Annotated in this window: 10 protein-coding genes and 1 pseudogene; 9 read left to right on the plus strand and 2 right to left on the minus strand. The window is 70.9% G+C overall.

Annotation, left to right across the window (positions count from 1 at the left end; translation table 11 throughout):
• From ABD366_RS10940 to ABD366_RS10950, 3 genes and pseudogenes are all read left to right on the plus strand, one after another.
• Window positions 1-834 (plus strand): hypothetical protein, encoded by an 834-nt coding sequence (locus tag ABD366_RS10940; RefSeq protein ID WP_324767332.1) that lies wholly within the window; start codon window positions 1-3, stop codon window positions 832-834.
• Window positions 835-868: 34 nt separating this feature from the next.
• Window positions 869-2,200 (plus strand): annotated as a pseudogene (locus ABD366_RS10945) (MFS transporter).
• 107 nt (window positions 2,201-2,307) lie between these two features.
• A complete protein-coding gene (locus ABD366_RS10950) occupies window positions 2,308-3,801 on the plus strand; it encodes a glycoside hydrolase family 43 protein (RefSeq protein WP_324767333.1) in 1,494 nt (497 codons plus the stop codon).
• 1 nt (window position 3,802) lies between these two features.
• Here the strand turns inward: ABD366_RS10950 and yicI are convergent, their stop codons facing one another.
• Window positions 3,803-6,040 carry an alpha-xylosidase gene (gene yicI, locus ABD366_RS10955; protein ID WP_324767334.1) on the minus strand — a complete coding sequence of 746 codons (2,238 nt, stop codon included), beginning with the start codon at window positions 6,038-6,040 and terminating at the stop codon, window positions 3,803-3,805.
• Window positions 6,037-8,859 carry a glycoside hydrolase family 3 C-terminal domain-containing protein gene (locus ABD366_RS10960; protein WP_324767336.1) on the minus strand — a complete coding sequence of 941 codons (2,823 nt, stop codon included), beginning with the start codon at window positions 8,857-8,859 and terminating at the stop codon, window positions 6,037-6,039. Before ABD366_RS10960 ends, yicI begins: the two co-directional genes overlap by 4 nt.
• Window positions 8,860-9,101: 242 nt before the next feature.
• Here ABD366_RS10960 and ABD366_RS10965 point away from each other — a divergent pair, with 242 nt between their 5' ends.
• Genes ABD366_RS10965 through ABD366_RS10990 form a run of 6 tightly spaced genes read left to right on the plus strand, consistent with a single transcriptional unit; the run spans window position 9,102 to window position 17,714 of the window.
• A complete protein-coding gene (locus ABD366_RS10965; protein ID WP_324767338.1) occupies window positions 9,102-10,778 on the plus strand; it encodes an extracellular solute-binding protein in 1,677 nt (558 codons plus the stop codon).
• Entirely contained in the window at window positions 10,778-11,818 is a 1,041-nt protein-coding gene (locus ABD366_RS10970) for an ABC transporter permease (protein WP_324767339.1), read from the plus strand. The genes ABD366_RS10965 and ABD366_RS10970 overlap by 1 nt, the downstream gene beginning before the upstream one ends.
• Complete coding sequence (locus ABD366_RS10975; RefSeq protein WP_324767340.1) at window positions 11,815-12,741, plus strand: carbohydrate ABC transporter permease; 927 nt, start codon at window positions 11,815-11,817, stop codon at window positions 12,739-12,741. The genes ABD366_RS10970 and ABD366_RS10975 overlap by 4 nt, the downstream gene beginning before the upstream one ends.
• A complete protein-coding gene (locus ABD366_RS10980; protein ID WP_324767341.1) occupies window positions 12,738-14,744 on the plus strand; it encodes a beta-galactosidase in 2,007 nt (668 codons plus the stop codon). Before ABD366_RS10975 ends, ABD366_RS10980 begins: the two co-directional genes overlap by 4 nt.
• On the plus strand, window positions 14,734-16,941 hold the full coding sequence (locus ABD366_RS10985; RefSeq protein WP_411293648.1) for a glycosyl hydrolase family 95 catalytic domain-containing protein: 2,208 nt from the start codon (window positions 14,734-14,736) through the stop codon (window positions 16,939-16,941). Before ABD366_RS10980 ends, ABD366_RS10985 begins: the two co-directional genes overlap by 11 nt.
• Window positions 16,942-16,994: 53 nt before the next feature.
• The gene (locus tag ABD366_RS10990; protein WP_324767342.1) at window positions 16,995-17,714 is read left to right on the plus strand and encodes a GH12 family glycosyl hydrolase domain-containing protein; all 720 of its coding nucleotides are present in this window, start codon (window positions 16,995-16,997) and stop codon (window positions 17,712-17,714) included.
• Window positions 17,715-17,730 lie beyond the last annotated feature (16 nt).

The following is a 17,730-nucleotide window of genomic DNA, read 5'->3' on the forward strand; positions in this document are numbered from 1 at the left end:
ATGAACCGGCGCACGAGACGCCAGCTCCTCACTCTGACCGCACTGACGGGTGCGCTCGCGCTCGGCGCGGGTACCGCGTCGGGCTCGGCCGCACCCTCCTGGACCGAGACCGGCACGACGACCGTGAACTCGCTCACCGGCAGCCAGGGCCTGGCGAGCCGCGCCGACGGCTCGCTCGTCACCCGGGGGCTCGCCTCGATCCCGCTCGCCCTGCGCATAGCCGGCTGGTCGCACGTCGGGGACCCGGACGTGGCGGGCGGCTACACCTTCGACGCGTACCAGGGCGGCGACGACGCGAAGAAGAAGATGTTCGCGGCGACGGGCCCGGACGGCAAGCGCACGACGTACGAACACGCCCTCGATAAGGGCGAGTTGCTCAACAACTCGTTCGCTTCCGTGTCCCCGGACGGGCAGTGGCTGGTGTCCGGCGAGTGGGGCTCCATGAACCGGTTGCAGGTCTTTCCCACCCCGGTCCTGAACGCGTCCGCGCCGGCCCCGGGCACGAACCTGCCGCAGGCCGGGCAGATCACTTTGGACAAGGGCGTCCAGTCCATCCAGGGCTGCGACTTCACCGACGCCACACATCTGCTGTGCTCCTCCGACGACGCGGCCAAGGAGGTCCTGGAGGTCGCCCTGGACCGCCCGCTGGACGGGAAGCCGGTCGCGGGCCACGTCACGACCGCCTTCGCCATCCCGCAGCGCAGTGTCTGCTCGGGCAATTTCGAGGCGGAGGGCATCGACTACGACGCCGCGCGCGGCACCCTGCGCGTCGCGGTCGTGCCGCCTTCGCCGTGCTTGGTGACGACGACGGTGGTCGCGTACAAGCGGTCCTGAGGTTCCTGAGGTGTGGGGTGGCGGGGTTCGGGGGATGGTCGCGATCATGACAGATCGCACGACCCCGTCCCCGCCGCCCCCACCGCCGGCGCAGACCGTCACCGCTCCCCCGCGCCGCCCGGTCCGCCAGCTCCTCGCCGCCTCTGTAGGCAACGCCGTCGAGTGGTACGACTGGTACGCGTACACCTTCCTCGCCACGTACATCGCCGACCAGGTCTTCCCCAAGAGCGCGGCGAACTCGCTCGTCCCGCTGCTGTCCACCTTCGCCGTCTTCGCGGTCGGGTTCTTCATGCGGCCGGTGGGCGGGCTCCTCATGGGCGCCGTCGCGGACCGGCACGGGCGGCGCGCCGCACTGACCGTGACGATCCTGCTGATGGGCGGCAGCAGCCTGCTGGTGGGCCTCACTCCGACGTACGCCGCCGTGGGCGTCCTCGCGCCGGTCGTGCTGGTCCTGGCCCGGCTGCTGCAAGGGCTCTCCGTCGGCGGCGAGTTCGCGGCGTCCACGACGTTCCTGGTCGAGTCGGCCGGGCCGGGGCGGCGCGGGCTGTTCTCCTCCTTCCAGTACGTGTCCACGTCCATCGGCCAGCTGGCGGCGTCCGGCCTCGCCGCGCTCCTGGTGGCCACGCTCGGCGACGGGCAGATGGACGGCTGGGGCTGGCGCGTGCCGTTCCTCGCGGGCGCGCTGCTCAGCCTCGTCGGGTTCTGGATCCGGCAGGGCGCGCAGGAGACCCGCAGTCGGGAGCTGAACGAACCGGCCGCGCGTCCGGGCCTCTTCGACGCGCTGCGCCACCACCCCCGCGAGTCGCTGCTGATCTGCGGCATCACGGCGGGCGGCACGCTCGCGTACTACACGTGGACGTCGTACCTGCCGACGTACGCGGAGCTGAACACGGACATCACCAAGTCCGACGCGCTGCTCGTCGGCACGATCTCGCTCGCCTTCTTCGCGCTGCTCCAGCCGGTCGGCGGACTGGTCTCGGACCGCTTCGGCCGCAAGCCGCTGCTCCTCTTCTTCGGTGTCGGCTTCGCCCTGCTGAGCGTGCCGCTGCTGCACTCGCTGACCGGCTCGATCACGTCGCTGTTGATCACGTAGTGCGCGGGCATGGTGCTGCTGACCGGCTTCACGTCGATCTCGGCGGCGGTCAACGCGGAGATCTTCCCGGCGCGGGTGCGGGCGGCGGGCATCGGTTTCCCGTACTCGCTGACCGTTGCGCTGTTCGGCGGCACCGCACCCTATATGGGCACGCTGTTCAAGGAATGGGGCCACAGCGGGCTGTTCCCCTGGTACGTCGCGGCGCTCTGTCTGGTGTCCTCCGTGGTGTATCTGCGCCTGCCGGAGAGCGCGCACCGCGAGCTGGAGCGCTGAGTGCTCACCTGCCGAGAATGGTGGTCCCGCGGGCCTTGTCGGGTCGCGGCCGTCCTGCCTAACCTCCAGTGATCGAAGCGCTTCGACCCACCCTGGAGAGGTTCCGCATGACAGGCGGCCACCCGGTCATTCCCGGCTTCCATCCCGACCCCAGCGTCTGCCGCGTGGGCGACGACTACTACCTCGCGTGCTCCAGCTTCGAGTACTTCCCCGGAGTGCCGCTCTTCCACAGCCGCGACCTGGTGCACTGGACGCAGATCGGCAATGTCCTGGACCGGCCGGGCCAGCTCGATCTGCCCGTGGACTCCCCGTCCTCCGGCGGGATCTACGCGCCCACGCTGCGCCACCACGACGGACGGTTCTGGCTGATCGTCACCAACGTCAGCGACGGCGGCAATCTCCTGGTGACCGCCACCGATCCGGCCGGTCCCTGGTCGGACCCGGTCCGGCTGCCCGGCGTCCCCGGTATCGACCCGGACCTCGCCTGGGACGACGACGGCACCTGCTGGTGCACGGTCGCCGGGGTCTCCCAGATCCGCATCGACCCGTACACCGGGGAGACGTTCGGTGAGCCGCGGCGGATCTGGTCCGGCACGCCGGGCGCGAAGGCCCCGGAGGCGCCGCACCTCTACCGGATCGGCGATCACTGGTACCTGTTGATCGCCGAGGGCGGCACGGAGCGCGGCCACGGCGTCTCGGTCGCGCGCGGCCCGGCGCCGACGGGCCCGTTCGAGCCGTGCCCGGCCAATCCCGTCCTGACCCACCGCTCCACCGACGATCCCGTGCAGAACACCGGCCACGCCGATCTGGTGCAGGCGCCCGACGGCACCTGGTGGATGGTGCTGCTCGGGGTGCGCCCGCGCGGCGGTTCCCCGGGCTGGCACGTGCTGGGCCGGGAGACGTTCCTCGCGCCGGTGACGTGGGAGGACGGCTGGCCGGTGGTGGGCGCGCTCGTCAGTGGCGCGCAGGCGTCTCCCGTCGAGCACCGGGGCGGCCCCGGCGGCACCGGACCCGCCGCATATCGGGACGACTTCGAGGACACCGAACTCGCCCCCGCCTGGATCTCGCCGCGCAGCCGCCCCGCCGCGCACGTCACCACGAAGGAGCGGCCCGGTCATCTGACGCTGCTCGCCGCGGGAGCCTCCCTCGACGAGCCCGACGCGGTGTTCGCCGGGCGACGCCAGGAACACCTGTCGTGCCGGGTACGCACGAGCGTCGACCCCGCTCAGGGGTGTGGCGGTCTGGCGGTGCGCCTCGACGAACAGCACCACTACGAGATCGAGGCGGACGCGGCCGAGGTGCGGGTCGTCGCCCGGATCGGCCCGGCCCGCACCGTCCTCGCGTCGCGGCCCCTGAACGGGGAGCCGCTGGTCCTCGGTGTCGACATCGCCGAGACGCGGACCCTGAGCGACGCCCGCACGGGGCCGGACACCCTGACGTTCGGCGTGACGGAGCCGGACGGCACGTTCACCGCGCTCGCTGCCCTCGACGGCCGGTACCTGTCGACCGAGGTGGCCGGCGGGTTCACCGGCCGCGTCATCGGTCTCTACGCCGCGGCCGGCACCGTCCACTTCGACTGGTTCGCGTACGAACCCGTCTGATCTACAACTCCCGCACAGAGTACGGGAGTTGGGTTCCCGCGGACTCGACCGCCACCGCCCCGCCGTCCCCGTCCCGGCGTACCCGGTACGAGGCGGCGGGGGCGGTGGCCCCGTCCGGCCCGTGCCCCGGCACCGTCACCGTGACGTCCCGCACCCCGGGAGCGACCAGCAGCGTCAGACCGTCGGGCCAGTCACCGTCGGGGCGCCGGTCGTCCGCGCCCATCGGGAGCACCGCCCCGGGCCGGACGTACAGCGGCAGGCTGTCGAAGCCGTGTGTCTCGCGCCGCCACACCGGGCCCTGGACCTGTTCCCCGGTGAGCAGGTGGGTCCAGACGCCGGCGGGCAGGTAGTACTCGACGTCCCCCTCGGCCGAGAAGACCGGGGCCACGAGCAGGTCGGGGCCCAGCATGTACTGCCGGTCCAGTGCCCGGCAGGACGGGTCGTCGGGGAAGTCGAGCAGCATCGGGCGCATCACCGGCACACCCGTACGGTGCGCCTCGACCGCGGCCCCGTAGAGATACGGCATGAGGCGGTGCTTGAGCTTGGTGAACGTGCGGGCCACGTCGACCGCTTCCTCGCCGAACTCCCACGGCACCCGGTACGAGACGTTGCCGTGCAGCCGGCTGTGCGAGGAGAGCAGGCCGAAGGCGAGCCAGCGCTTGAAGACCGCCGGGTCGGGTGTGCCCTCGAAGCCGCCGATGTCGTGCGACCAGAAGCCGAAGCCCGAGAGTGACAGGGAGAGGCCGCCGCGCAGTGACTCGGCCATCGCCGTGAACGAGGCGAAGCAGTCGCCGCCCCAGTGCACCGGGAACTGCTGGCCGCCGACGGTCGCCGAGCGGGCGAAGACGATCGCCTCGCCGCTGCCCCGCTCCTTCTCCAGGAGTTCGAAGACGGTCCGGTTGTAGAGCTGCGCGTAGTAGTTGTGCATGCGCTCCGGGTCCGAGCCGTCGTGCCAGACGACGTCGGTCGGGACGCGCTCGCCGAAGTCCGTCTTGAAGCTGTCGACGCCCTGGTCGAGCAGGCCGCGCAGCTTGCCCGCGTACCAGTCACGGGCCGCCGGGTCGGTGAAGTCGACGAGGGCCATGCCGGGCTGCCACAGGTCCCACTGCCAGATGTCGCCATCGGGTCTGCGCACGAGGAAGCCCTGGTCGGCCGCCTCCGCGAACAGCGGGGACTTCTGGGCGATGTACGGGTTGATCCACATGCTGATGCGCAGTCCGCGCGCCTTGAGGCGGCGCAGCATGCCCACCGGGTCGGGGAAGACGTCCGGGTCCCAGGCGAAGTCCGTCCACTGGTACTCGCGCATCCAGAAACAGTCGAAGTGGAAGACGCTGAGGGGGATGTCGCGCTCGGCCATCCCGTCGACGAAGGAGGTGACCGTCTCCTCGTCGTACTCCGTGCAGAAGGACGTCGTCAGCCACAGACCGAAGGACCAGGCCGGCGGGAGCGCCGGGCGGCCGGTCAGCGCGGTGTAGCGGCGCAGCACGTCCTTCGGGGCCGGGCCGGCGACGACGTAGAACTCGACCGACTGGTCCTCGACGCTGAACTGGAGCTGTCCGACGGACTCCGAGCCGATCTCGTAGCTGACCTTCCCCGGATGGTTCACCAGGACGCCGTAGCCGTGCGAGGAGAGGTGGAACGGGACGTTCTTGTAGGCGAGTTCGCTGCTCGTGCCGCCGTCGGCCTGCCAGATGTCGACGGTCTGGCCGTTCTTGACGAAGGGTGTGAAGCGTTCGCCGAGGCCGTAGATCTGTTCGCCGACGCCGAGCGCGAGCTGCGCGATCATGTGGTGCGCGCCGTCGGGCGTCGTCGCGAAGGCGGCGCCCTTGCTCTCGACCGCGGTGAGGCGGCGCCCGGTCGTGGTGTCGTGGAACTCCAGGCCCCACTCCCCCGCGCTGTCCAGGCGTACGCGCAAGGGGCCGGAGGTCAGTTCGGTGACGGTGCCGTCGTGGGTGACGTGCGCGCCGCTGCCGCCCTCGGCGGGCAGCAGTTCGAAGTCGGGGCCGCGGCGGCGCCTGCCCGCGTGGTGGGTGAGGCGGACGCCGATGACGCCCTCGGCGGGCGAGAAGCAGTCGACCGTGATCAGCGGCTGATTGAGGGTGTCGCCCCGGTCCCTGACGTGCCGTACGGCGGCGAACGCCGTGAACCGGTCCGGTCCCGCCCTGACCTCGCGGACCTCGGTGGCGTATGCGGCGCGGACTCCTTCGCGCATCAGCCAGAAACCGTCGGTGAATTTCATGACGTGGTCCCCCGTGCGATGAAGGTGAGCCGGGCCAGGCGGACCCCGCCGCGCAGCCGGACGCGCAGGTCGCGCACGCCGGCGGCGGTGAAGTCGGCGTGCAGGGTGACGTAGTCGTACGGGCCTCCGGTCGCCGGGACCGTGATCACACACGTTTCCCCCAGCTCGACGACCCCCTCGCCCGCCGCCTCCACACGCACGCCGGACACCCCGTCGTCGCCGAAGTCGCAGTCGCTGTAGACGAGTTCACCCTCGTCGTCAACCGTCGTCACCGCGTCGCCCGAGATCTTCGTGCGGTCGACGATCTCGGTGCCGCGCTGCTCGTCGTAGGCCGCCGCCTCCAGGCCGTCGGTGCGCACCGGGCGCGGCGCGGGTTCGTCGCCCTCGACGGTCAGCTGTGCGGTGTGCCGGATGTCTTCGCTGGAGGCGCCGACGAGCAGTTCGTACGGGCCCGAGGTGACGCTCCACCGGTCGCGGGCGACATCGTGGTGGCCGAGGTCGCGGAACGGCACGGTGAAGGTGACGCGCTCGGACGCCCCGGCGGCGAGGGTGATCCTGCGGTGCGCGAGGAGCTGGCGGCGGGGTCGCGGCACGGCCGTGCCGAGCGGGCGGACGTAGAGCTGCGGCACCTCGTCGGCGGTGCGGGAGCCGGTGTTGGTGACGGTGAAGGTGAACTCCAGCGCCTCGCCGCCGCGTGTCACGAACGGCTCACCGTAGGCGAACGAGCTGTAGGACAGGCCGTGTCCGAACGGGTAGAGGGGTGTGCCCTCGAAGTAGAGGTAGGTCTGGCGCGAGCCGATGATGTCGTAGTCGAGCAGGTCGGGCAGGTCGGTGTCGGCCGCGTACCAGGTCTGCGGGAGGCGCCCCGCGGGGCTGACGTCACCGGCGAGGACCCGGGCGAGGGCGCGGCCCGCGGCCTGGCCGCCGTGCGCGGTCCACAGCAGCGCGGGCAGTGCGGTGTGGGCGTCGGGGACGGCGTACGGGTAGGCGGAGACCAGGGCGAGCACGGTGCTCGGGTTCGCCGCGCGGGCCGCGCGCCACAGCCGGTCCTGGTGCGGGGGCAGCGCGAGGGTCGTACGGTCCTCGGTCTCGCGGCCGTTGATGTGCGGGTCGTTGCCCGCGACGACGATCACCACGTCGGCGTCGGCGGCGGCCCTGGCCACGGCTTCCTCGCCGCGTTCGACGAACTCCAGCGAGAAGACGGTGCCTTCGTCGGCAACCTTCACTCCGTCGGCGGCGACAGACACGTACCTACCCGTTCCCGTGTGCCGCAGGAGGTGACCGTTTCCATGGGGTTCGAGCGTGTACGTCTCCTGGACGACCCAGCCTCCGGGCTGCTCGGCGGAGGCCCGTACGTGACCGTCCTCGGCGACCGACAGATACCGGCCGTCCGGCGCGCGCAGGGTGAGCACGCCCTCGCCCCAGTCGATCAGGGCGAGTTCGGTACCCGCGTCGCGGGTGGTGGTGAGCGGCGGCAGGTCGGTGCGGCCGGCGAGGAGAGCGGGGTCGAGGGCCGCTTCGGCGCCCTGTGCTACCGCACTCTCCGGGGCGTCGGGGACGTACAGCCGACCGTCGTCGCAGCGCAGCCGCACCCGGTCGGCGCCCTCCGCGAACGTGACGCGCTCGGTGCCGAACCGCTCCCGCAGGCCGTCGAGCGGCGTCGAGCGGTGCAGAAGGGTGCCGCTGTACCAGTCGAGCTTGCACTCGTCGGCGAGGAGCCCCACCACCGCGATCCGTGCGTCTTCGGGCAGCGGCAGCAGGCCGTCGTTCTTGAGCAGCACGATCGCCTGCTCGGCGCTCTCCTGGGCGAGGGCGCGGTGCGCCTCGGTGTCGAATTCCTGTACGTCCTCGAAGGGGCCGATCTCCTCGAACTCACCGAGCCGGCAACGGACTTCGAGCTGGCGGCGGGCGGCGGTGTCGATGTCGGCCTCGGTGATCAAACCCTGGTCGAGGGCGCGGCGCAGCCGTCCGACCATGATCGAGGAGTCCGTGCCGTGGTCGGTGAAGCTGTCGACGCCCGCGACGAGGGCGGCGGCGGTGGCCTCCTCGTGGGTGTCGAAGTAGTGCTCGGAGTCGACGAGGTTGCTGGGCGCTCCCGCGTCGGAGCAGACGAGCAGCCCCTGCTCCGTCCAGGTCCTCAAGTGCGCGCGCAGATACGGCGATACGTGGTTGGGGCGGCCGTTGACCAGGTTGTAGGCGGGCATGACACCGGCGACGGCGCCCGCCTCGACCGGGGCGCGGAACGCCCTGAGGTCGTACTCGTGCAGGACGCGGGGGCGCACGGAGGAGTTCGTGGTGTCCCGGCGGGTCTCGTTGTTGTGGGCGAGCCAGTGCTTGAGGACGGGGGCGGTGCGCCAGTACGTGGGGTGGGTGCCGCGCAGGCCGCGCGTGTAGGCGGTGGCGATCGCGGCGGTGAGGTGGGGGTCCTCGGAGTAGCCCTCCTCGTTCCTGCCCCACAGCGGGTGGCGCAGCAGGTTGATGGTGGGCGCCCAGACGTTGAGGCCGACGCGGTCGTCGCGGGCGCGCATCGTGCGCACCTCGGCGGAGACGGCGTCGCCGACGCGGCGCACCAGCTCGTCGTTCCAGGTCGCGCCGAGGCCGACGGCCTGCGGGAACACGGTGGCCGGGCCCATCCACGCGACGCCGTGCAGCGCCTCCTGTCCGGTGCGGAACGCGGCGAGGCCGACCCGCTCGACGGCAGGGGTGAACTGGTGCAGCAGCGCGATGCGTTCGTCGAGCGTCAGCCGTCCGAGAAGCTCGTCGACGCGCTTGTCCGTCGGTGCCGCGGCGTCCGGGTGGAGCGGGGGTGTTTCGGTCACGTACGCGTCCCTTGGCGAGAGATGGGCGGAGGTGTGGGAAGAGAGCGAGCGAGGTGCAGCGGAAGTTTCGAAGCGCTTCGATGCTCTGTACTCGGCCCAGCCAGTGTCAAGAGCGGGGCCAGGAAAGTCCGTTGACAAATTCCGTCCACCAGCCTTGTGACCCCGGAAACGTTCCCTTAGCCTCGCTGCAACATCGAAGCGCTTCGACAAATACGCGACGCGTTCCTTGAAGGGTTGCCGCAATGACGCCGAACTCGCCCTCCTCCTCCGCTCCCAGCCGGAGACGTTTCCTGGCCTCCACCGCCGTGGCCGCCGCGGCCGTGGCCGGTGGGATGCCGCTGCTCACCGCCTGCGGCGGATCGGACAGCAAGGACCGGGAAGGCGCCACCTCCGGGAAGGAGGCGGCCAAGCTGCTGCCGACGTTCGTGGCCAGCAAGTTCGCCGACCCGGACCTGCCGTCGAAGAACGGCTCGGCGGCCGGCTACACCGGCAAGGTGGAACTCTCGGCCATGACCGCCTCGGTCGCGGCCAAGCTCGGCACCGGCGCACCCCTGAAGATCATGTCCCCGTTCTGGGGGTCCCCGCCGAAGGCCGACTGCGCCTACTACAAGGCGCTCGACACCGCGGCCGGCACCAAGGTGACCTGGCAGAACCAGGACGGCAACACCTACGGGCAGAAGCTCGGCGCCGTCCTCGCCTCCAGCTCGATCCCCGACATGGTGGTCGTGCCGAGCTGGGAGCTGGTCGGCAAGATCTCGAACGCGGTCACCGCGAAGTTCATGGACCTCGGCCCGTATCTGGCGGGCGACAAGGTGAAGAAGTACCCGAACCTGGCCGCGATCCCCTCGGACTCCTGGCGCATGGGCATCTTCGGCGGCGCGCTGCGCGGCATCCCGATGCCGACCGCCGCCGCCACGTTCAACATCGCGTACTACCGCAAGGACATCTTCGACAAGAAGGGTTACGAGGTCCCCAAGTCGCCCGATGAGTTCATAAGTTGGGCCAAGGAGGCGACCAGCGCCAAGGCGAAGGTGTACGCCTGCGGCGACATGTCCTGGACGGCCTTCAACATCTTCGGCGTCCGCCCCTCCGGCACGCTCGGCTGGCACATCGGGGACGACGGCAAGCTGACGTACCGCATCGAGCAGCCGGAGTACCTCGAAGCCCTTGAGTGGACCCGCAAGCTGTTCGACGCGGGCGTCGTGCACCCCGATGACAAGGCCCGCTCGGGCGACGCGGGCCAGCGGTTCGGCGCCGGCCAGATCCTGATGTACAACAACGACATGTCCGCCTGGTACGGCAAGACAGCCGAACAGGCCGCCTCCAACCCCGACTTCAAGATGGACGCGATGGACATCTTCGGCCCCGACGGCGGCGACCCGCAACTGTGGTCGAGCCAGCCCGCCAACGTCTGGTCGCTGATCCGCAAGGGGGCCTCGAAGGAGACGGTCGAGAACGCGCTGGCCGCCGCCAACTTCGCGGCCGCCCCGTACGGCACCAAGGAGCGCATCCTCGTCGACTACGGCATCGAGGGCACGCACTACAAGGTCAAGGACGGCGTCCCGGTCAAGACCGACCAGGGCAACCAGGAGGTCATCAACGCCTGGGTGATGCTGGCCGCCCCCGCCCCCTACTTCGCGCACCCCGACTACCCCGACGTCGCCCGCAAGCAGGTCGAGTGGGAACAGCGGATGGGTGCCTTCATGAAGAAGACGTCCACGTACGGCATGAACATCGTCGAGCCGACGCGCTACGCCAATCTCTCCAGCCAGTTCGAGCAGCTGGAGATCGACTACGTGCGCGGCAACAAGAAGCTGTCCGACGTGCAGCAGGCCATCGCCACCTGGAAGTCCTCCGGCGGCGACAAGCTGCGCGACTGGTACAAGAAGCTCATCGACAAGAACGGCAGCGGCAACTGATGTCTCTCACCGCCGGGAGCAGGCCCGACGGGACACGTCCCGCGGCCGCCGTCGAGGAGCCGGTGGCCGCGCTCGTCCCGAAGGCGCTTCCGAAGAAGAAGGGCGCGGCCGGCCGGATCCCCTGGCGGGTCCGGCTGCGCCGCGACCGCGCGCTCATCCTGATGACGCTGCCCGCCATCGCGCTGCTCGTCCTCTTCAACTACATCCCGCTGCTCGGCAACGTCGTCGCGTTCCAGGACTACGACCCGTACGCGGCGGGCAACGGCGTGACCGCGATCTTCCACAGTCCGTGGCTCGGCGTGGAGCAGTTCTCGCGGATGTTCGACGATCCGCTGTTCTGGAGCGCGGCGAAGAACACGATCGTGCTGTTCCTGCTCCAACTGGTGCTGTTCTTCCCGATCCCCATCGCGCTGGCGCTGCTCATCAACAGTGTGATCCGGCCCCGGGTGCGGGCCGTCGCGCAGGCGATCATGTATCTGCCGCACTTCTTCTCGTGGGTCCTCGTCGTCACCGTCTTCCAGCAGGTCTTCGGCGGGGCGGGCGTCATCGCCCAGACCATGGAGAAGCACGGCTGGGGCGGCTTCGACCTGATGACCAACGCGGACCTGTTCAAGTTCCTGGTGACCGCGCAGTCCGTGTGGAAGGACGCCGGCTGGGGGATCATCGTCTTCCTCGCCGCCCTCGCGGCCGTCTCCACCGATCTCGACGAGGCCGCCGCCATGGACGGCGCCGGACGCTGGAGCCGCATGTGGCACGTGACGCTGCCCGCGCTGCGCCCGGTCATCGCGCTGCTCCTCGTGCTGCGGGTCGGTGACGCGCTCAGCGTCGGCTTCGAGCAGTTCCTGCTCCAGCGCGACGCGGTCGGGGTGGGCGCCAGCGAAGTCCTCGACACCTACGTCTGGAACATGGGCATCCAGAACGGCGACTTCAGCTACGCGGCGGCGGTCGGCCTGGTCAAGGGCGTGATCGGGGTCTGCCTCGTCCTCGCCGCGAACAAGTTCGCTCATCTGCTCGGTGAGCAGGGGGTGTACAAGAAGTGAGTCTCAACACGACGTTGATCCGCAGTCTCAAGGCGCCGGCCCGGCCCGCGTGGGAGGAGGCGCCGAAGAAGGCCGGGCTCACCGCGAAGGGCGGCTTCCTCGTCCTGTGCTGCCTGGGCGTGCTCGGCCCGCTGTGGATCGTGATCGTCACCAGCCTCTCCCCGAAACCGGTGATCGACCGGGTCGGCGGGCTCGTCGTGATCCCGCAGGGCATCACGTTCATCAACTACACGGAGCTGCTCAGCGGCGGCCAGGTCAGCCGGGCCATCCTGGTCTCGGTCGGCGTCACGCTCGTCGGCACCGTGTTCTCGATGGCGGTGTCGGTCCTCGCGGCCTACGGACTGTCCCGCCCCGGCAGCCTCGGCCACCGGGTCATCCTGATGATCCTGATGGCGACCATGTTCTTCGGGGCAGGGCTCATCCCGACCTATCTGCTGGTGCAGTCGCTCGGCCTCACCGACACGTATCTGTCGCTGATCCTGCCGAGCGCGGTCAGCGTCTTCAACATCCTGGTCCTGCGCGGCTTCTTCATGGGCATCTCACCGGAGCTGACCGAGTCCGCGCGCATCGACGGGGCGAGCGACCTGCGCATCCTGCTGACCATCATCATGCCGCTGTCCCGGGCGGTGCTCGCCGTCATCTCGCTGTTCTACGCGGTCGGCTACTGGAGCGCCTGGTTCAACGCCTCGATCTACCTCACCGACCAGGACATGATGCCGCTCCAGAACGTGCTCATCCAGCTGGTGCAGAAGAACACCGCGGCGCCGACCGGCCTCCAGCAGGCCGTGCGCACCGGGGAGCTGTCCACGCTCGGTCTCCAGATGGCCGTCATGGTCCTCGCGCTGATCCCGGTCGCCGTGGCCTCACCGCTCGTCCAGCGCCACTTCAAGAAGGGCATGCTGACCGGGGCGGTGAAGGGATGACCGTCGCAGCCCCGGCCATCGCACACGGCGACCGCCTGTTGTTCGGCGGCGACTACAACCCCGAGCAGTGGCCCGAGGAGGTGTGGGCCGAGGACGTGACGCTGATGAAGGAGGCGGGCGTCACCTCCGTCACACTCGGCGTCTTCTCCTGGGCGAAGCTCGAACCGCGCCCGGGGGCCCGGGAGTTCGGCTGGCTCGACCGGCTGATGGACCTGATGCACGCGCACGGCATCGGCGTCGTCCTGGCGACCCCGACCGCCTCCCCGCCGCCCTGGCTGGGCCGCCTGCACCCGGAGACCCTGCCGCGCGACGAGAACGGGCAGACGGTGTGGTGGGGCTCGCGCCAGCAGTTCGCGCACTCCTCCGGCGCCTACCGCCGCTACGCCGCCGCGATCACCGAGGACCTCGCGATCCGCTACGGCCACCACCCCGCGCTGCGGATGTGGCACATCAACAACGAGTACTGCACGTTCGACTACGGCGACGAGGCGGCCCGCGCGTTCCGCGGCTGGCTGCGCGCGAGGTACCGCACGCTCGACGCGCTCAACGAGGCCTGGGGCACGGCCTTCTGGAGCCAGCACCTCTCCACCTGGGACGACGTGATCCCGCCGCGCCGCGCCCAGTACCTGCGCAACCCCACCCAGCTCCTCGACTTCCGCCGCTTCACCTCGGACGCCCTCATGGAGTGCTACGTCGCCGAGCGCGACCTGGTCCGGCGCCACTCCCCCGCGCACATCCCGGTCACCACCAACTTCATGCCGCTGTGGGTGGGCCAGGACGCCTGGGCGTGGGCGGAGCAGGAGGACGTCGTCTCCGTGGACGTCTATCCCGATCCGCGCGATCCGCTGGGCGGCCAGTACAACGCGATGATCGCCGACATGACGCGCGGCCAGGCCCGCGGCCCCTGGATGATCATGGAGCAGGCCGCAGGACCGGTGAACTGGCGCGGGGTCAACCACCCCAAGCCGCCCGGGCTCAACCGCCTCTGGTCGCTCCAGGCGGTGGCCCGGGGCGCGGACGCGGTCTGCTACTTCCAGTGGCGGCAGTCCCGGCAGGGCGCGGAGAAGTTCCACTCCGGGATGCTCGGCCACGCGGGCGCGGAGGGCCGGTCCTTCGCCGAGGTGAAACGGATCGGCGCCGAACTCGCCCGGCTCGGGCCGGAGGTGGCCGGTTCCCAGGTCCCCGCGGACATCGCCGTGCTGCACGACTGGCACTCCTGGTGGGCGGGCGGCCAGGACGGCAGACCCTCCTCGCGGGTCGCGTACGAGGAGGTCGTACGGGCCTGGCACCGGGCTCTGTGGGAGGCCCACCTCACCGCCTCTTTCGCACACCCCGAGCACGACCTGACCGCGTACAAGATGGTCGTCGTGCCGCAGCTCTACCTTCTGACGGACGCGGCGATCGAGAACCTCGTGACGTATGTGCGCGGGGGCGGGACGCTCGTGTGCGGGTTCTTCACCGGGGTCGCCGACACCGACGACCGCGTACGGGCCGGCGGCATGGACGCCCGGCTGCGCGAGCTGTTCGGCATCCGCACGGTGCACGAGTGGTGGCCGCTGGAGGAGCGGGAGACGGTCGACTGCGGGACGTTCGAGGGCACGCTGTGGTCGGAGGAGCTGTCCGCGGAGCCCGGCGCCGAGGTGGTGGCCGCGTACCGCGGCGGCGACCTCGACGGGCTGCCCGCCGTGCTGCGCCGCGGCCACGCCTGGTACCTCTCCACCCTTCCCGAACCTCCGGCCCTGCGCTCGCTGCTCGCGGACGCGGCCGCCGGGGCGGGCGTACGGCCTCCACTGTCCGGCCTCCCCGCAGGTGTGGAGGCCGTACGCCGCGGTGACCTGCTGTTCCTGCTGCACCACGGGCGCGGCGAGGTCACCGTCACCCTGCCGGACGACGCGACGTACCGGGACGTCCTGAGCGGCGAGGAGCACACGGGTTCCGTGCCGCTCGGCCGGTTCGGCGTCGCCGTGCTCACGCGCGGGACACGGAGGTCCGGTGCTGCCTGAGCATCCGCATGGCACCTGGGAGCCGACGCCGGCCGGTCGCTGGGAGGACGCCTTCCTCAGCGGCAACGGCCGGCACGGCGCTCTTGTGTTCGGCGACCCGCACGACGACCGGGTGATCGTCACCCATCACTCCCTGGTCCGCCCGGACGGCGGCCCCCCGCCACGGCCACCCGCACTCGCCGCACAACTCCCGGCGCTTCAGGACCGGTTGCTGTCCGGCGACGTGGACGCCGCCGAGCGGTTCACGGACGGCCGGGACCTGCGGTGGGTGCGGGCGTTCCACCCGGCGTTCCAGGTGCGGTTCGTGCGCGACAGCGTGGTGTGGCGCGGCTACCGGCGCGCCGTCGACTTCGCCACGGGCGTGGCCGAGGCGCGGTGCGGCGGCTGGCACGGCCGTGCGTTCGTCTCACGCGCCGACGACGTCGTCGTGCAGTACGTCACCGGGCCCGGGCTCGACGGGGAACTCTCCCTCGACCACCGGCTGGCCGGGGTACCGGGCGGCCTCGGCGTCGGCCGCGCCGTCGTACTGACCGCACAGGGCGCCCAGTTGACGCTGCGCTGCCGGTACCCGGACAGCGATCTGGCGTACACGGGGGTGACCCTCGCGCTCACGCACGGCGGGCGCACCTCGGTGGGCGCGACGGGGCTGCGCGTCGAGGGCGCGGACGGGCTGCTGCTGCTCACCCGGGTCAGCCGGCACCTCGGGGAGCTGGACGCGGGCACCGAGGCGGCCGGCCTTGCGGCGCTGGTGACCGGCGATCCGGCGACGACGTACGCGGATCTGCTCGTCCGGCACGAGGAGCCGCACCGGGCCGCTTACGAGCGGGTGACGTTCGACCTGAACGCGCCGCGCGCCGAGCGCGGACTGCCCGGCAGCACGCTCATCGAGCGGCCCGGGAGCCATGCCCTGCTGGAGCGGCTGTTCGCCGCGGGCCGTTATCACCTGCTCAGCGCGTCCGGTGCGCTGCCGCCCCGGCTCACCGGACTGTGGACCGGCGAGTGGGACACGGCCTGGTCCGGCGCGTTCACCACGGACGCCAACCTCAACCTCCAGACGGCGTCCGCGGCGGCGTGCGCCCTGCCCGAGGTGAGCGAGGCTCAAGGCGCTTTCATCCAGGTGCAGTTGGCGGACTGGCGGGACAACGCGCGGGAGATCTTCGGGGCGCGCGGCATCGTCGCGCCCGCGCACACCGACGGCGAGTCGGGGCACGCGTACCACTTCCAGCGGGAGTGGCCGATGCACCTGTGGACGGCGGGCGCAGACTGGCTCCTGGCCCCGCTCGTCGAACAGGCCGAGACGACGGGGACCCGGCCCGCGTGGCTGGCGGCGGCGCTCACCGAAGTCGCCCTGTTCTACGAGGACTTCCTCACCCGGACCGCGCCCGACGGCCGCCTGGTGATCGTGCCGTCGTACTCGCCGGAGAACCGCCCGGCGAACGCGAGCTGGGGCACGTTGAACGCCACGATGGACATCGCGGCGGCCCGGCACGCCCTGCGCACCGCCGCCGACTGGCATCCGGGCCCCGACGGGGAGCGCTGGAACGCTCTCGCCGACCGGCTTCCCGACTACCGGGTCAACGCCGAGGGCGCCCTTGCCGAATGGGCCTGGCCGGACCTCGACGACTCCTACGACCACCGGCATCTCAGCCACCTCTACCCGGTGTGGCCGCACCACGAGATCAACCCGTACACCACCCCCGAGTGGGCGAAGGCGGCGCACCGGGCCCTCGAGCTGCGCGGCGCCGAGAACGGTTCGGCGCACGGCCATCTCCACCACGCCCTGATCGCGGCCCGGCTGCGCGACCCGGGCCGGGTCGCTGACGCCCTGCGCCAGGTGCTGACCGGCGACTACTTCCACCCCTCGCTGATGAGCGCGCACTATCCGCGCCGCGACGTCTACAACGCCGACGCGGCGCACACCCTGCCCGCGCTGCTCACCGAGTCGCTGGTGCAGTCCACGCCGGACCGGCTCGTGCTGCTGCCCGCGCTGCCCGCGGACTGGCGGCGCGGCGCGGTGTCGGGCCTGCGCACCCGGTTCGGCGCGCGCGTCGACCTCACCTGGGGCGGCGGCACGTGCACGGCCGTGCTCCGCCCGGACCGCGACGCGGACGTGGACCTCAAGACCCCCGCCGGCGGGCCCGGGCGACTGCGCCTGACCGCGGGCGCGGTCCGTGAACTCACTTTGAGAACACGGTAGTTCACCCCCACGAAGATCCCACGAAAACCCCCACGACCATGGAAAGGGACACCATGGCACCCTCGGCACACCACCCCGTACGACGCCGCACCCTGCTCGGGGCCGCGCTGGCGGCCTCCGCCGCGATCGCCCTCGCCGCCGCCCCCGCGCAGGCTGCGATCTGGTCGTCGTCCGACCAGTGGGGCAACTACACCACCTCGGACGGCTACACCCTCTACAACAACATCTGGGGTTCGGGCGCGGGCTCCCAGTCGATCTGGGCCAACTCCTCGTCGAACTGGGGCGTCTGGGCCAACCACCCGAACACGGGCGGCATCAAGTCCTACCCGAACGCCAAGAAGGTCGTGAACAAGCCGCTCAGCTCACTGTCGTCGCTGACCAGCAGCTACAACGTGACGGTGCCGTCGTCGGGCGCGTACAACACGTCGTACGACATCTGGGACAGCGACTACGACTACGAGGTCATGCTCTGGGTCAACTACAACGGAGCCGTCGGCCCGCTCGGCACCTCGCAGGGCAACGTCACGCTCGGCGGTCACACCTGGACCGTCTACAAGGGCAACAACGGCGCCAACGAGGTCTTCTCGTTCCTGCGCACCTCGGACTCGACGTCCGGCACGGTGAACATCCTGCCCATCCTGAAGTGGATCAAGGACACCAAGGGCTGGTGGGGCAACGAGACGATCGGTGACGTCCAGTTCGGCTACGAGATCACCTCGTCGTCCGGTGGCCTGGACTTCCGGACCAACAGCTTCAAGGTCTCCAGCAGCTGAGCCGTCCGCGGCAGGC

The organism is Streptomyces kunmingensis (assembly GCF_039533535.1).
Classification (GTDB): Bacteria; Actinomycetota; Actinomycetes; order Streptomycetales; family Streptomycetaceae; genus Streptomyces; species Streptomyces kunmingensis.

Excerpts from the sequence above, each read along its gene's own strand:
- ABD366_RS10940 (WP_324767332.1), top strand. The coding sequence starts at position 1 with ATGAACCGGCGCACGAGACGCCAGCTCCTCACTCTGACCGCACTGACG.
- ABD366_RS10950 (WP_324767333.1), top strand. The coding sequence starts at position 2,308 with ATGACAGGCGGCCACCCGGTCATTCCCGGCTTCCATCCCGACCCCAGC.
- yicI (WP_324767334.1), bottom strand. The coding sequence starts at position 6,040 with ATGAAATTCACCGACGGTTTCTGGCTGATGCGCGAAGGAGTCCGCGCC.
- ABD366_RS10965 (WP_324767338.1), top strand. The coding sequence starts at position 9,102 with ATGACGCCGAACTCGCCCTCCTCCTCCGCTCCCAGCCGGAGACGTTTC.
- ABD366_RS10970 (WP_324767339.1), top strand. The coding sequence starts at position 10,778 with ATGTCTCTCACCGCCGGGAGCAGGCCCGACGGGACACGTCCCGCGGCC.
- ABD366_RS10980 (WP_324767341.1), top strand. The coding sequence starts at position 12,738 with ATGACCGTCGCAGCCCCGGCCATCGCACACGGCGACCGCCTGTTGTTC.
- ABD366_RS10990 (WP_324767342.1), top strand. The coding sequence starts at position 16,995 with ATGGCACCCTCGGCACACCACCCCGTACGACGCCGCACCCTGCTCGGG.